Raw genomic sequence first — 13,517 nt, forward strand, 5'->3', positions numbered from 1 at the left:
CGCGGCGCAAAGAGCCACACCGCGTCCACGGTGGACGGCGGCACCCGGTTCGCCACGGCGGCCAGCGCGGCCGCGAGCGCGGGGCCGGCCGCGGGCGCCGGGGAGGGCGCGGGCTCAGCCAACGGCGGCCGCGTGCGGGGCGCGGGCGCGCTCGGCGGCCTCCTGCTCCACGTAGAAGCGAAGGACGTGCAGGAAATCCTGCGCGTTGGTGATGACCCCGAACGCCTGGTGCGTGCCGCGGTCCTTGAGCTTGCTGACCACGAACTCCGACGAGTCCACGCAGATCGTCGTCAGCGGGCGCACCTCGCCCGTTTCTTCGCGCCACACGTACGACGGCAGCATGTTGCCCGTGGCGATGGAGTGCAGCGCCGTGGCGATCATGATGACCCCCGTGCAGCGCCGCGTGTGCGCCTTCATGGCCTCCTGGCAGGCCACCGCGTCGGTGATGGTGTCCGGCAGCGGCCCGTCGTCGCGAATGGAGCCCGCCAGGACGAACGGGACGCCCGTGGTGACCAGCGAGTGCATGATGCCGTCGCGGATCACCCCCTGCTCCACCGCCGCCGCGATGCTCCCGGCGGCGCGGACACGGTTGATGGCGCGCATGTGAAAGGCGTGGCCGCCCTCCATGGGAATGCCGCGGTTGTTCATCCCCAGCGTGGTGCCCAGGGTGGCGGCCTCGATGTCGTGCACCGCCACGGCGTTGCCGCCAAACAGGGCGCCCACGTACCCCTCGCGGACAAACCAGGCCAGCGTGTCGCGGCCGCGCGAGTGGAGCACGGCGGGCCCGACGACCCAGATGAAGTGCCCGCCGCGCTCCTTCTCGTCCACCAGAATGCGCGCCATTTCGCCGTAGTCCGTCGGCTTTTCGCGGCTCACCTCGCTGGACATGAACTTGAACTCGCCCTCCGGCCCCACGTCGCCCTCGGCGCCCATGAGCCCGGTGGCGTGCACGAAGATCCCCTCGCTGCCGTCCTCCGCCAGCCCCATGGCCACCCGTTGCCCCGCGCGGGCGTAGCGGGCCTCCAGCACGCGCGGCACGCCGTCGTCGTCCAGCACCAGGGCGCTGTCCATCCGCGGGTCGCGCGGCAGCTTCCACGAGCCGTCCGCCAGCTTGACGTAGGTGGGCAGGTTGGTGGTGGAAAAGAAGCCTTCGGGAAGCACGCCGTCCGCCGGCGCGGGCGCAAAGCGGGCGGCGGGGGCGTCGCTGAAACGGGGCTGCGAAAAGTCGGGTGCGCGGTACATTGCGGGATCGGTGGGCAGATGATTCGGGTTCCGCCGGGCTGGCGCCAAGCTAGCCCGGCGCCCCGCACGGCGACAGTCCACGGCGGCACCACTTTCGCGCGGGGGCCGCGCAGAGCAGATTGGCGTCCCGCATTTTTCAGGAAGCACACGACCATGGCCCTGCGCCACACCCCGGAGGCCGAGATCGATACGAAGAAGTGGACCATCGACGATTCCCGCGAGCTGTACAACATCGAGGGATGGGGAATCGGCTACTTCGACGTGAACCAGAAGGGGCACGTTACCGTGCACCCCACAAAGGACCCGGCCCGCGGGCTGGACCTTTTTGAACTGGCGACGGACCTGGAAGCGCAGGGCGTGCGGCTGCCGCTGCTGCTGCGCTTCAGCGACATTCTGCGCACGCGGATCGAAAACCTGGGCGAGCGCTTCGCCACGGCCATCCGCGACTTCAGCTACGAAGGCGGCTACACCACCGTCTACCCCATCAAGGTGAACCAGCAGCGCCACGTGGTGGAAGAAATCGTGGCGTTCGGCGAGCGGCACGGGGTGGGGCTGGAGGTGGGGAGCAAGCCGGAGCTGCAGGCGGTCCTGGCCCTTACCGAGCGCACGGACCACCTGATCGTCTGCAACGGCTACAAGGACGAGGAGTTCATGCGGCTGGCCCTGATGGGGCAGAAGCTGGGGCACCGCGTCATCATCGTCATCGAAAAGCTCAGCGAAGTCGACGTCCTGCTCAAGGTGGCGGACGAGATGGGGGTGGAGCCCACCGCCGGCGTGCGCATCAAGCTGTCCGCCACCGGCGCGGGGCGCTGGAGCGAGACGGCGGGCGAAAAAAGCAAGTTCGGCCTGAACCCGTCGCAGCTCATGCGCGTGCTCGACAAGCTGCGCGACGCCGGCAAGCTGCAGATCCTGAAGCTGGTGCACTTTCACCTGGGCTCGCAGATCCCCGACATCCGCAACATCAAGCTGGCGATGACGGAGGTGTCGCGGTACTACGTGGAGATGCGGCAGCAGGGGGTGGAGGTGGAGTACGTGGACGTGGGCGGCGGGCTGGGGGTGGACTACGACGGCTCGCGCTCGCCCAGCGCGGCCAGCGTGAACTACAGCATGCAGGAGTACGCCAACGACATCGTGTACTCCATCGCCGAGGCGTGCCGCGAGAACGAGGTGCCCATGCCGCACATCATCTCCGAGTCCGGCCGGGCGCTCACGGCGCACCACGCGCTGCTGCTCATCAACGTCATCGACCTGGAGACGCAGGCCTCGGAGACGCCCGACGAGGTGACGGAAGACGACCACGCGCTGGTGCAGGAGCTGGCCGGGGTGCTGCGCGAGCTGGACGGCCGCAGCCTGCGCGAGGTGTACCACGACGCCACCTTCATCAAGGGGCAGCTGCAGATCCACTTCAACTCCGGCACGCTCAGCCTGCGCGAGCGGGCGGTGGCGGAGCGGTACTGGCTGGCGATCATGAACCGCGTGGCGCAGCTGGCCTCGCGGGATCCGGAAGAGCACGACGACATCCTGCCGGAGCTGGAAGGGCTGCTCATCGACCGATACTTCTGCAACTTCTCGCTCTTTCAGTCGCTGCCCGACTCGTGGGCCATCGACCAGCTGTTCCCCATCATGCCGGTGCACCGGCTGAACGAGGAGCCCACGCGCCGCGGCACGCTGCAGGACGTGACGTGCGACAGCGACGGCAAGATCGACAGCTTCGTGGGATGGAAGAAGGCCAAGCCCAGCCTGGAACTGCACTCGTTTGACCACGACGAGAAGTACGTGCTGGGGATCTTCCTCACCGGCGCGTACCAGGAGATTCTTGGCGACCTGCACAACCTGTTCGGCGACACCAACGCGGTGCACATTCGCCTGGCGGAGGGCGGGTACGAAATCGGTGACCTGGTGCACGGCGACACCATCACCGAGGTGCTGAACTACGTGCAGTTCAACACGCAGGACCTGATCAGCACCTTCCGGCGCAAGATCAGCAACGCCCGCGACCTCACCCGCGCGGAGGCCAACGCCTTCATCGCGGACTACATCGCCGGGCTGGCCGGGTACACGTACCTGGAAGACGAGGCGTAAGCCAGGCGCGGATTTGCGATCCGGGGATGATGTACGAGGCGGGCCTCCAGCGTGGAGGCCCGCCTTGTTTCGTCGATCAGGGATGACGATGCGCGGGAGGGCCGATGTTGTTCAGCGAGGATCGACGGTGTGGCCTTACCCGGCTCGCTAAAGCTCGCCACCCTCTCCCACGAACAGATGTGGGAGAGGGGGCACACGGCAACTGAAGATCGGCGCGTCGGGCAGACTGCGGCGCATGCTGCGGCCACCCGTCACTTCCCAACGCCGTCTCCCGCAAGCGGGCGAGGGGAGAGCCGTTCGGCGCCGGGGCCGGTTTAGTGCCCGCCCGACACTTCGCCCGGCGGTTGAAACCGCGCCTCCAACCACACGAAGTCCGCCTGCGCGGACTGCATCCGCGTCATTGGCGTGCGCGACATGCACCGGGCCGGCCGCCGGGTTGGTTGAAGCCCCGATTGTGGGACGCGACAGCGGCCATGAGTTGGGGCTTCCCGCTTCTAAACGGCGGATTCATCCGCTCAGGCCACTATCCGCGGCACGAACCATCGCAACGCGCACTCCAACCCGCGGCCGCATCAACCCTCCCCCAGTCTGTTTTGGGGGAGGGTGGGCCGGTGGTGCCCGCCCGGGTGGGGGCCGCGGTGAACGCCGCGACTCACACCGTCACCCGCCGCCACGTGCAGGTGAAGTCTCCCCGTATGTTCGGGGGGACTTTCCGCCGTTGTTGCGGCGGATTCATCCGCTCAGCTCGCCGGCTTGCACTGCCTGAAACTCGCGGGCGGGTGCTCCCGTACTGCACCCCACGCGGGCCGCAGGAGCCCGCCTGACTTCCCGAACAGTGAGGCGACGGTGAGAGATCCCGGCCTGGCGGCGCTCCTCAGCTTTCTGATCCCCGGCATGGGCCAGCTCTACAACGGCAAGTGGGGCCGGGCGATCTTCTGGTTCATCGTTACCCCCGGCCTCTGGCTCGGCACCGGCGGCCTGCTGGGATGGGTGGCGCACATCATCTCCGCCGTCACGGCCTACAACTACGCGCGGCGGCATCCGTACCGCTCCGTGGGCGCCTGACCGCGGCCGTTCAGAGGATGACAAACGGGGCGCGTCCAATCCGGACGCGCCCCGTTTTCGTGTGCCACACGCCCGGTCAGAGCGGCGGAGTCGCGGCCGCCTGGTTGAAGATCTCGGGCATCATGGCCGCCATCGCGCCCGCGAACACGGCGAAGATCATGAACATGATGATGGTGAGGATCAGGTACGCCGGGATGGCGGCGACCATGAACTTCAGGATGAGCATCACGAGCCGGCCGAACGGAATGTCGATGTCGCGGACGGTGACTCCGGTGTAGCCTCCCGTCATCTGCATGGACCCGGCACCCGGGGCCGGCCCGTAGCGCTGCGCCGGATTGCTGGCGCCGCACACCGGGCAGATGGCGGCGTTCTCGTCGACGGGGGTGCTGCACTGCCGGCAGGGGACGTTCATCAGATGGGCTCCGGAAGCAAGGCGGGATCCACGAAAAAAGGGGCGCCGGGCGGCACCCCTTTCCAAGTTCCGGCTTTCTGCACGCGGACGCAATGTTCGCGTGGCCGCGCCTGGCAGGCCTCGCCTGCGCACATGTACTCGTCCCCGCGAACGACGGGGCGCTCCGCCGTCAGCCGCGCAGGGCGCGGGTGACGGCGTCCACCACGCGGGGCACCAGCGTGGCCGCGGGCTCCTGCACCAGCGCGCCGGCCGCCTTGACGTGCCCGCCCCCGCCGAACTCGCGGGCGATGCGGTTGACGTCCGCCGCGCCGTTGCTGCGCAGGCTGATCTTGGTTTCCCCCGGCTTCGTTTCCCGGAACAGGAGCGCCACCTCCGTTCCCTCCACCGAGCGGACGTGCTCGCTGAGCCCGTCGAAGTCCTCGCCCGTGGCGCCCAGCCGCGCCGCGACCTCATGCGGCACCACCATCCACCCGATGCGCCCCTCCGGATCGCTCTGCAGGGTGCCCAGCGCCTCGCGCAGCAGCTCCAGCCGCCGGCGCGGCGAGGTGGCGAACAGGCGGCGGTACACGACTTCCGGGTCGATCCCCAGCCGCATCAGCTCCGCCGCAACCGCCAGCACGCGCGGCGTGGTGTTTCCGTAGCGGAACGATCCCGTATCCGACACCAGCGCCACGTACGCCCCCAGCGCCGACGCGTGAGGGATGGGATCGCCGGCCAGGGTGATCAGGTCGTACACCATCTCTCCCGTGGCCGCGGCGGAGGGGTCCTGCACCGCCACCTCGCCCACCACCTCGCGCCCGGCGGGGTGATGGTCCACCACCAGCGTCCGCGCCGGGTCCAGCCGCTCCGCCAGCCCGCCGATGCGGCCGGGCTCGCTGGTGTCCAGCACCAGGTGCAGGTCGGCGTCGTCCAGCGCCGCGTCGGCCTCGGGCGTGCCCAGGTCGGCCACCAGGTCCTGCCGGTGCAGAACAAAGCGGAGCGAGTCGGGAAAGGGGGTGGGGTTCACCACCGAGACGCGGATCCCCCGCCCTTCCAGCCAGGCGGCCACGGCGGCCTGCGAGCCGGTGCCGTCGCCGTCGGCCTGCACGTGGGTGTGCAGCGTCACGTGCCGGGCGGCCAGCAGCGGCTGCAGCAGGCGGCGCAGGGGAAAGGCGCGGGATTCGGGGACGGCCAGCAGATCGGTCATCAAACGGCGTCGCGTGCACGTGCGGAGTGCGGGCGGGCGGGCCGCCCCGGCGCGCCACTCTAACGCGCGCGGGGCGCGGGGCGCAATGCGCGCGGTGCGCCGGTTGGGCGCGCAACGGAGGGAAAAGCGCGTCCGTGGTGGTTCGAACGCTTGACCGGGCACGGGCGGCGCTTAGATTGGGGGAATTCCAGCAGCATCGGAGTTCCGGTACGAGGGGCGGCGCGGGCACGTGCCCGGCCCGTTTCTCGTGCCGCGGCGGCATTTCCCCGGCAGAGAAGGCGGCCTCCCGGCCGCCACGCTACGCGCGCCGCCTTGGCGCGCGGGACCAGCAACCCACCCCCGCGGCGGACCGGCGTCCGCCCACACCGGAGCAGTCATGAGTCTTTTCGCCCGCAAGAACATCGACGAGCTGCAGGCGGACGCCTTTTCCGAAGGCGAGCACAGCCTCAAACGTGAACTCGGCGTCGGCAACCTGATCTCGCTGGGCATCGGCGCCATCATCGGCACGGGCATCTTCGTGCTCACCGGCACCGCCGCCGCGCAGCACGCCGGCCCCGCCATCATGCTCGCGTTCGTCCTGGCCGGCATTGCCTGCGTGTTCGCGGGGCTTTGCTACGCCGAGTTCGCGGCCATGATCCCCATCGCCGGCTCGGCGTACACCTACGGGTACGCCACGCTGGGCGAAATCGTGGCGTGGATCATCGGGTGGGACCTGATCCTGGAGTACCTGTTCGGCGCGGCAACGGTGGCCGCGGGGTGGTCGGGCTACGTGAACTCCATCCTGCGCGACGTCGGCATCGACCTGGGGCCGAAGTGGACCAACGCCCCCGGCAAGCTGGTGCAGACGCCGGGCAGCAACTCCTGGGTGCGCCACACGGACGAGCTCACGCAGTCGCTGGCGGCGCAGGGCATCGACGTGAACACGCTGCCGCACGCCAACGGCATGTTCAACATCGTGGCCGCGCTGGGCATCTTTGCGGTGACGATCCTGCTGGTGCTGGGCATCAAGGAATCGGCGCGCTTCAACAACATCGCCGTGGCCATCAAGCTGGCCGTGGTGGGCGCCTTCATTCTGGCGGGCGGCTACTACGTGCTGACGCACTGGAGCCAGTCCATCGACCACTGGACGCCGTTCATTCCCGCCAACACGGGACCGCGGCAGTTCGGCTGGGACGGCATCGTGGCGGCCGGCGGCGTGATCTTCTTCGCCTACATCGGCTTCGACGCGGTGAGCACGACGGCGCAGGAGGCCAAGAACCCGCAGCGCGACATGCCCATCGGCATTCTGGGCTCGCTGCTCATCTGCACCCTGCTGTACATCATCGTGTCGGGCATCATGACGGCGATCGTGGACTACCCGGCGCTGAACGTGGCCGAGCCCATCGCGGTGGCCATCGAGGCGACGGGGTACACGGCGCTGGCCAAGCTGATCAAGATCGGCGCGATCGCGGGCCTTACGTCGGTGATGCTGGTGATGCTCATGAGCCAGCCGCGCATCTTCTTCGCCATGTCGCGCGACGGGCTGCTGCCGCCGGTGTTCAGCCGCCTGCACCCCAAGTACCGCACGCCGCACATCAGCAGCGCCATGACGGGCCTTGCCTGCGCCGCGCTGGCGGGCTTCTACGACGTGTCCACGCTGGGCCACCTGGTGTCCATCGGCACGCTGCTGGCGTTCGTGATCGTGTGCGGCGGCGTGTGGTACCTGCGCGTCAAGGAGCCCAACCGCCCGCGTCCGTTCAAGACGCCGCTGGTGCCCATCGTGCCCATTCTGGGCATGCTTTCCTGCTTCTTCCTGATGTCGCGCCTGCCGGTTGAGGCGTGGGAGCGGCTGGTGATCTGGCTGGCGCTGGGCATGGTGATCTACTTCGTGTACGGCCGCCGGCACAGCGTGGTGCAGCGCACCTATCGCCAGGCGCACGACATGGAGCCGCCTCGCCCCACGTACACGGACAGCAAGTAAGCGTGGGCGGGTAGTGGTTGAGGGGCCCCTCTCCCGGGTTCGGGAGGGGGGCCTTTTTTGGGGAGTGCGTGGGTGCTGAGTGCTGAGTGCTGAGTGCTGAGTGCAGAGTGCTGAGTGCCGAGTAGGGAAGCACGAGAGTAGCAACGTGCGGAGCCGGATTGCGGGGTGGCCGGGGTGCGGGGATGGCGGGAGCGGGCGTGTCGTGGGGATGGTGAACGGGGCCGGGTTGCGGGCCGTCGGCGAAGGGAGGTGTGCGGATGAGGGTTTCAGCGGATCGCCCCCCCTGAGCGGATGAATCCGCCGCTCAAACAGCGGCAAGCCCCGACTCGCGGCCGCTGTCGCGTCCACGATCGGGGCTTCAACTGCGCAAGGGACGCGCGCGATTCTGGTGTGTGCCTCCTCTCCAACATCTGTTCGTGGGAGAGGGTGGACGCGTCCAGGCGCGGCCGGGTGAGGGCCCCAGCCCGCCGCGCCACAGTCACTCCGCACTCCGCACTTCCGCACTTCCCTCCCCGGCATCTTTCTTGACTCCCATTGTTCAATGTATGTATCATGTTCAGGAACGTTGCAGTTTCACCCGCTTCCAGACAGAGGGGCACATGCAGTCTGCGCGCGCCGAGGTCATCCAGATGGTGGAAACGCTCACGGCGGAAGAGCTGGACGCCCTTCCCGTGGGTGTGATTCAGCTGCACCGCGACGGCACCGTTCTGCAGTACAACGAAACTGAATCCGCCCTGGCGCGCACCAGCCGCGCGGACGTGATCGGGCGCGACTTCTTTGCCGACGTGGCACCCTGCACCGCGGTCCGCGAGTTCCAGGGCCGCTTTCAAGAAGGTGTCGCCCGGCGCGAACTGGATGTAACCTTCGAGTACCGGTTCCGCTTTCGCGACGACCGCGTGAAGGACGTTTCCATCTCCATGGCCTACCGCCCCGAGAGCGACACCGTCTGGGTCGTCGTCGAACGGCCGTGACCGCCGCCTCCGGGCCGGCCGGCGGCCGCCCCCACTCTCTCTCCCCCGGATCCACCATGCGCGAAGTCCTCGACAGGACCGAGTTGCACCGGCTCTTCATGGATGAACTCCACCGCCACCCCGGCGCGCAGAACAGCCGCTTCACCTTTGAAATCGACTTCAAGCCCGAGGGCCCCGGCGGCTGCAACTGGTACCCGCTGGCCAGCATCGAGCTCTGGGAGGGCGACCTGATGGCCAACCTGGGCGTGTTCCGCGAAGTGCGCGAGCGCCTGGCCGGCCGCTACAACATCGTGCCCCCGGTAGAGACCGGGGCAGAGGTCGCCGCGGCGAGTTCCGGCACGGCCTGAACCCGCCCCGCGGCTCCCCCGGGCCGCACGGCGTCCTTTCCCTGTGCCGGTGCGCGGTGCACGAGCCTTTTTCGTGCACCGCGCACCGGCTTCGTTTTTGCCATGGTGCGCCGCGCGCGGGCGCCCATCCGCCCCACCCTGCCGTCCAACACCCAGTCCACTCTACGAGACACACATGGCCGACCGGTACGTGTATTTCTTCGGCGCGGGAGAAACGGAAGGCAGCAGGGACATGAAGGACCTGCTCGGCGGCAAGGGCGCCGGGCTGGCGGAAATGGCGCGCATAGGCGTTCCCGTGCCGCCGGGCTTCACCATCACCACCCAGGTGTGCCGGCTGTACCTGCGCGGCGGCCGCTACCCCGACGGGCTGCGCGAGCAGGTGGACGCGGCCCTGGCCCGGCTGGAGCGCGCGACCGGGAAGCAGTTCGGCGGGGGCGAGGCGCCGCTGCTGGTGTCGGTGCGCTCCGGGGCCGCCTTCAGCATGCCGGGGATGATGGACACCATCCTGAACCTGGGGCTGAACGACCGCACGGCGCAGGCGCTGGCGCAGGCCAGCGGCGACCCGCGCTTCGCCTTTGACAGCTACCGGCGCTTCATTCAGATGTACGCGGACGTGGTGCTGGGCGTGCACGCCGACCAGTTCGAGCGGCTGCTGGAAGACGCCAAGCAGCGCCGCGGGGTGACGCTGGACACGGAGCTTTCCGCGGACGACCTGCGCGCGCTGGTGGCGGACTTCAAGGCGCTGGTGAAGACGCGGACGGGCGAGGACTTTCCCGAGGAGCCGCAGGACCAGCTGTGGGGCGCCATTCACGCCGTCTTCGGCTCGTGGGACACGCCCCGCGCCAAGGCGTACCGCCGCATCAACAACATCAGCGACGACCTGGGCACCGCCGTCAACATCTGCTCCATGGTGTTCGGCAACATGGGCGACGACTCGGGGACGGGCGTCGCCTTTACGCGCGACCCCTCCACCGGCGAGCCGCGGCTGTACGGCGAGTTCCTGGTGAACGCGCAGGGCGAAGACGTGGTTGCCGGCATTCGCGACCCCCTGCACATCGACGGGATGGAGCAGGCCCTTCCCTCGTCGTTCCACGAACTCGTCCAGGCCGCGCGGCTGCTGGAGGACCACTACCGCGACGCGCAGGACCTGGAGTTCACGGTAGAGAAGGGGCGGCTGTACCTGCTGCAGACGCGCAACGCCAAGCGCACCGGGCGCGCCGCCGTGCGCATGGCGGTGGAGATGGTGGACGAGGGGCGCATCACCCCGGAAGAAGCGGTGCTGCGCGTGCAGCCGGAGCAGTTGGACCAGCTTCTCCATCCCATGATCGACCCCGGCGCGCACGTACAGGTGCTGTCGACGGCGCTGCCGGCCTCGCCGGGCGCGGCGTCCGGGCGCGTCGTCTTCAACCCCGACGAGGCGGCGGAGCGCGGCCCGCACGAGCCCGTGATCCTGGTGCGGCGCGAAACGTCGCCCGAGGACTTTCACGGCATGGTGGTGAGCCAGGGGATCCTCACCTGCCGGGGAGGGATGACGTCGCACGCGGCGGTGGTGGCGCGCGGCATGGGCAAGTGCTGCGTGGCCGGCGCGGGCGACATCGTGATGGACGAGGCGCGCCGTACCTTCTCCGCGGCGGGCGTGACGGTGCGCGAGGGCGACTGGATCACGCTGGACGGCAGCACGGGGCGGGTGATCCTGGGCAAGGTGCCCACGGTGGAGCCGGAGCCCACCCCCGACTTTCAGCGGCTGATGGAGTGGGCGGACGGCTTTCGGCGGCTGCGGGTGCGCACCAACGCCGACACGCCGCGCGACAGCGAGGTGGCCCGCCGCTTTGGCGCGGAGGGGATCGGGCTGTGCCGCACGGAGCACATGTTCTTTGAAGGCGACCGCATCGACGCCGTCCGCGAGATGATCCTGGCCGAGACGGGCGCGCAGCGCGCCATCGCCGTGGCCAAGCTGCTCCCCATGCAGCGTGCGGACTTCGAAGGGATCTTTCGGGCGATGGACGGGCTCCCCGTCACCATCCGCCTGCTGGACCCGCCGCTGCACGAGTTCCTGCCGCACGGCCCGGCGGAAATCCGCGACCTGGCGCGCAAGCTGGGGCAGGACCCCATCCGCCTGCGCGAACAGGTGGAGCGGCACCATGAGGCCAACCCCATGCTGGGCCACCGCGGCTGCCGCCTGGGGATCAGCTTTCCCGACATCACCTGGATGCAGGCGCAGGCCATCTTCGAAGCGGCGGTGAACGTGCAGGCGGAGGGCGTCACCGTGTGCCCGGAGATCATGATCCCCCTGGTGGCCACGGCGGAGGAGCTGGCGCGGCAGCGGAAGATCGTGGACGAGGTGGCGGCCGAGGTCTTCTTTCAGTGCGACGCCCACGTGAACTATCTGGTGGGCACCATGATCGAGCTGCCGCGCGCCGCCCTCACGGCGGACCGGATCGCGGAACACGCGCAGTTCTTTTCGTTCGGCACCAACGACCTCACGCAGACCACGTTCGGCCTGTCGCGCGACGACGCCGGCCGCTTTCTGCCGGAGTACGTGGCCAGCGGAATCCTGCCCGACGACCCATTCCAGACGCTGGACGTGGACGGCGTGGGGCGGCTGGTGGAAACGGCGTCGCGGCTGGGGCGCGGCGTGGTGCCGGACCTCAAGCTGGGCGTGTGCGGCGAGCACGGCGGCGACCCGCGTTCGGTGGCGTTCTTTCACCGCGTGGGGCTGAACTACGTTTCCTGCTCGCCCTACCGCGTGCCGGTGGCGCGGCTGGCGGCGGCGCACGCCGCGCTGGCCGACCGAAAGACGGAGCCGGAGGCCGCGCCCGCCGTGGAGCGCGAGGCAGAGGCGCTGGCCGCGGACTGATCGGCTCGGGTGGATGGGGCGCATCGCCGCGCCCCATCGATCGGCCCGCCGGGTGGCACCACGCCCGCTCGCCGCACCTCTGCGGCCACCGCGCGGCACACTCGCCCGGGTTCCCGGGGGCGTGGACCGATACTGCCTGTCACAACCCCCCCTGCTTGCAATGCCGAATCGACTGCAGGACGACCTGAGGCAGACGCGTCCCTTCTCCAGCCTGGAGCAGGAGGCGCACCTCAGCGTTCAGCGCACGGAAGCGGTGCTGGGCCACGCCGTGGCGGAGATGCTCAAGCCCTTTGACATCACCCCCACGCAGTACAACGTGCTCCGCATTCTGCGCGGCGCGGGCGAGGAGGGGCTGTGCCGCAACGACGTGCGCGACCGCATGGTGGCCAAGGTGCCCGACGTGACCCGGCTGCTGGACCGCATGGAGGCGGCCGGGCTGGTACAGCGCGAGCGGGGCGGGAGCGACCGGCGCTACGTCACCACCCGCATTACCGCGCAGGGGCTGCGCCTGGTGGATTCGCTGGACGAGCCCGTCGCCGCCCTGCACCGCCGCATGCTGGGCCACATGGACGAACTGGAGCTGCGCACGCTCATCGACCTGCTGGCGCGCGCACGCGAAGAAGGATGACGCCGGCGGGATCGCTCCGGCGAGGAAGGTGTTTTAACACGCATCTACGCGAGAGCAGTTCACGGGAGCCGGCGGACGCGGCCCTCGCGCGCACCGGGGGAACCGCGCGCCGTGTCTGACCGCACGCACACCCTTTCGCGCGCCGCACTCCGGCGCGGGAGGCTGAGGAGATGACGATTGAAACGACGGGCGGCACGCCGGGGGCGGAGTATGGCATCGCACCGCCGGGCTTTCGCATGCCGGCGGACCTGCGGCTGGGCGCCGTCCGCCTGCAGGTGGGCAGCCTGGAACGTTCGCTCGCGTTCTACCAGGGCGTGCTGGGGCTGCGGATCGTGCGGCGGGACGCGGGCTCCGTGCGGCTCGGCGTCCCCGAGTCGGACGCCGAACTCATGGAGCTGCGCGAGCGTGCGGGCGCGGCGCCGGTTCCGGGGCGCGGCCGGCTGGGGCTGTACCACTTCGCCATCCTGCTTCCGGACCGCGCCGCGCTGGGGCGGTTCATCAGCCACCTCGCGGCGGTGGGCGAACGGGCGGGCGCGTCGGACCACAGGGTGAGCGAGGCGCTGTACCTGCAGGATCCCGACGGCCACGGCATCGAGGTCTACGCGGACCGGCCCCGCGCCACGTGGCGGGCGCGTGACCGCGAACTGGTGATGGCCACGGAGCCGCTGAACATGGCGGACCTGGTGCGCGCCGCGGGCGGGGCGCCGTGGACGGGGATGCCGGCCGGGACGGTGATCGGGCACGTGCACCTGCACGTCGGCGACCTG

At 69.7% G+C, this 13,517-nt stretch carries 11 protein-coding genes; 8 read left to right on the top strand and 3 right to left on the bottom strand.

Going from position 1 to position 13,517, the window contains the following annotated elements; all coding sequences use genetic code 11:
• Nucleotides 1-114: 114 nt before the first annotated feature.
• On the bottom strand, nt 115-1,242 hold the full coding sequence (locus tag VF665_RS12805) for a hypothetical protein (protein WP_331053819.1): 1,128 nt from the start codon (nt 1,240-1,242) through the stop codon (nt 115-117).
• Nucleotides 1,243-1,395: 153 nt separating this feature from the next.
• Between VF665_RS12805 and speA the strand changes: the two genes are divergently transcribed.
• On the top strand, nt 1,396-3,324 hold the full coding sequence (gene speA / locus VF665_RS12810; protein WP_331053820.1) for a biosynthetic arginine decarboxylase: 1,929 nt from the start codon (nt 1,396-1,398) through the stop codon (nt 3,322-3,324).
• A gap of 846 nt (nt 3,325-4,170) precedes the next feature.
• Entirely contained in the window at nt 4,171-4,389 is a 219-nt protein-coding gene (locus VF665_RS12815) for a DUF6677 family protein (protein WP_331053821.1), read from the top strand.
• Between the two features lie 76 nt (nt 4,390-4,465).
• Here the strand turns inward: VF665_RS12815 and VF665_RS12820 are convergent, their stop codons facing one another.
• Nucleotides 4,466-4,801 carry a hypothetical protein gene (locus VF665_RS12820; RefSeq protein ID WP_331053822.1) on the bottom strand — a complete coding sequence of 112 codons (336 nt, stop codon included), beginning with the start codon at nt 4,799-4,801 and terminating at the stop codon, nt 4,466-4,468.
• Nucleotides 4,802-4,970: 169 nt separating this feature from the next.
• Complete coding sequence (locus VF665_RS12825; RefSeq protein ID WP_331053823.1) at nt 4,971-5,987, bottom strand: bifunctional oligoribonuclease/PAP phosphatase NrnA; 1,017 nt, start codon at nt 5,985-5,987, stop codon at nt 4,971-4,973.
• Between the two features lie 376 nt (nt 5,988-6,363).
• Here VF665_RS12825 and VF665_RS12830 point away from each other — a divergent pair, with 376 nt between their 5' ends.
• From VF665_RS12830 to VF665_RS12855, 6 genes are all read left to right on the top strand, one after another.
• Nucleotides 6,364-7,947 carry an amino acid permease gene (locus tag VF665_RS12830; protein ID WP_331053824.1) on the top strand — a complete coding sequence of 528 codons (1,584 nt, stop codon included), beginning with the start codon at nt 6,364-6,366 and terminating at the stop codon, nt 7,945-7,947.
• Nucleotides 7,948-8,546: 599 nt separating this feature from the next.
• On the top strand, nt 8,547-8,918 hold the full coding sequence (locus VF665_RS12835) for a PAS domain-containing protein (protein WP_331053825.1): 372 nt from the start codon (nt 8,547-8,549) through the stop codon (nt 8,916-8,918).
• Nucleotides 8,919-8,974: 56 nt separating this feature from the next.
• The gene (locus tag VF665_RS12840; protein WP_331053826.1) at nt 8,975-9,265 is read left to right on the top strand and encodes a hypothetical protein; all 291 of its coding nucleotides are present in this window, start codon (nt 8,975-8,977) and stop codon (nt 9,263-9,265) included.
• 175 nt (nt 9,266-9,440) lie between these two features.
• Nucleotides 9,441-12,122 (top strand): pyruvate, phosphate dikinase, encoded by a 2,682-nt coding sequence (ppdK, locus tag VF665_RS12845; protein WP_331053827.1) that lies wholly within the window; start codon nt 9,441-9,443, stop codon nt 12,120-12,122.
• A gap of 160 nt (nt 12,123-12,282) precedes the next feature.
• Nucleotides 12,283-12,750: a MarR family winged helix-turn-helix transcriptional regulator gene (locus VF665_RS12850; RefSeq protein ID WP_331053828.1), complete on the top strand. Its 468-nt coding sequence runs from the start codon at nt 12,283-12,285 to the stop codon at nt 12,748-12,750.
• 170 nt (nt 12,751-12,920) lie between these two features.
• The coding region (locus VF665_RS12855) for a VOC family protein (RefSeq protein WP_331053829.1) at nt 12,921-13,517 on the top strand (597 nt) is incomplete at its 3' end.

Source organism: Longimicrobium sp., from assembly GCF_036387355.1.
Classification (GTDB): Bacteria; Gemmatimonadota; Gemmatimonadetes; order Longimicrobiales; family Longimicrobiaceae; genus Longimicrobium.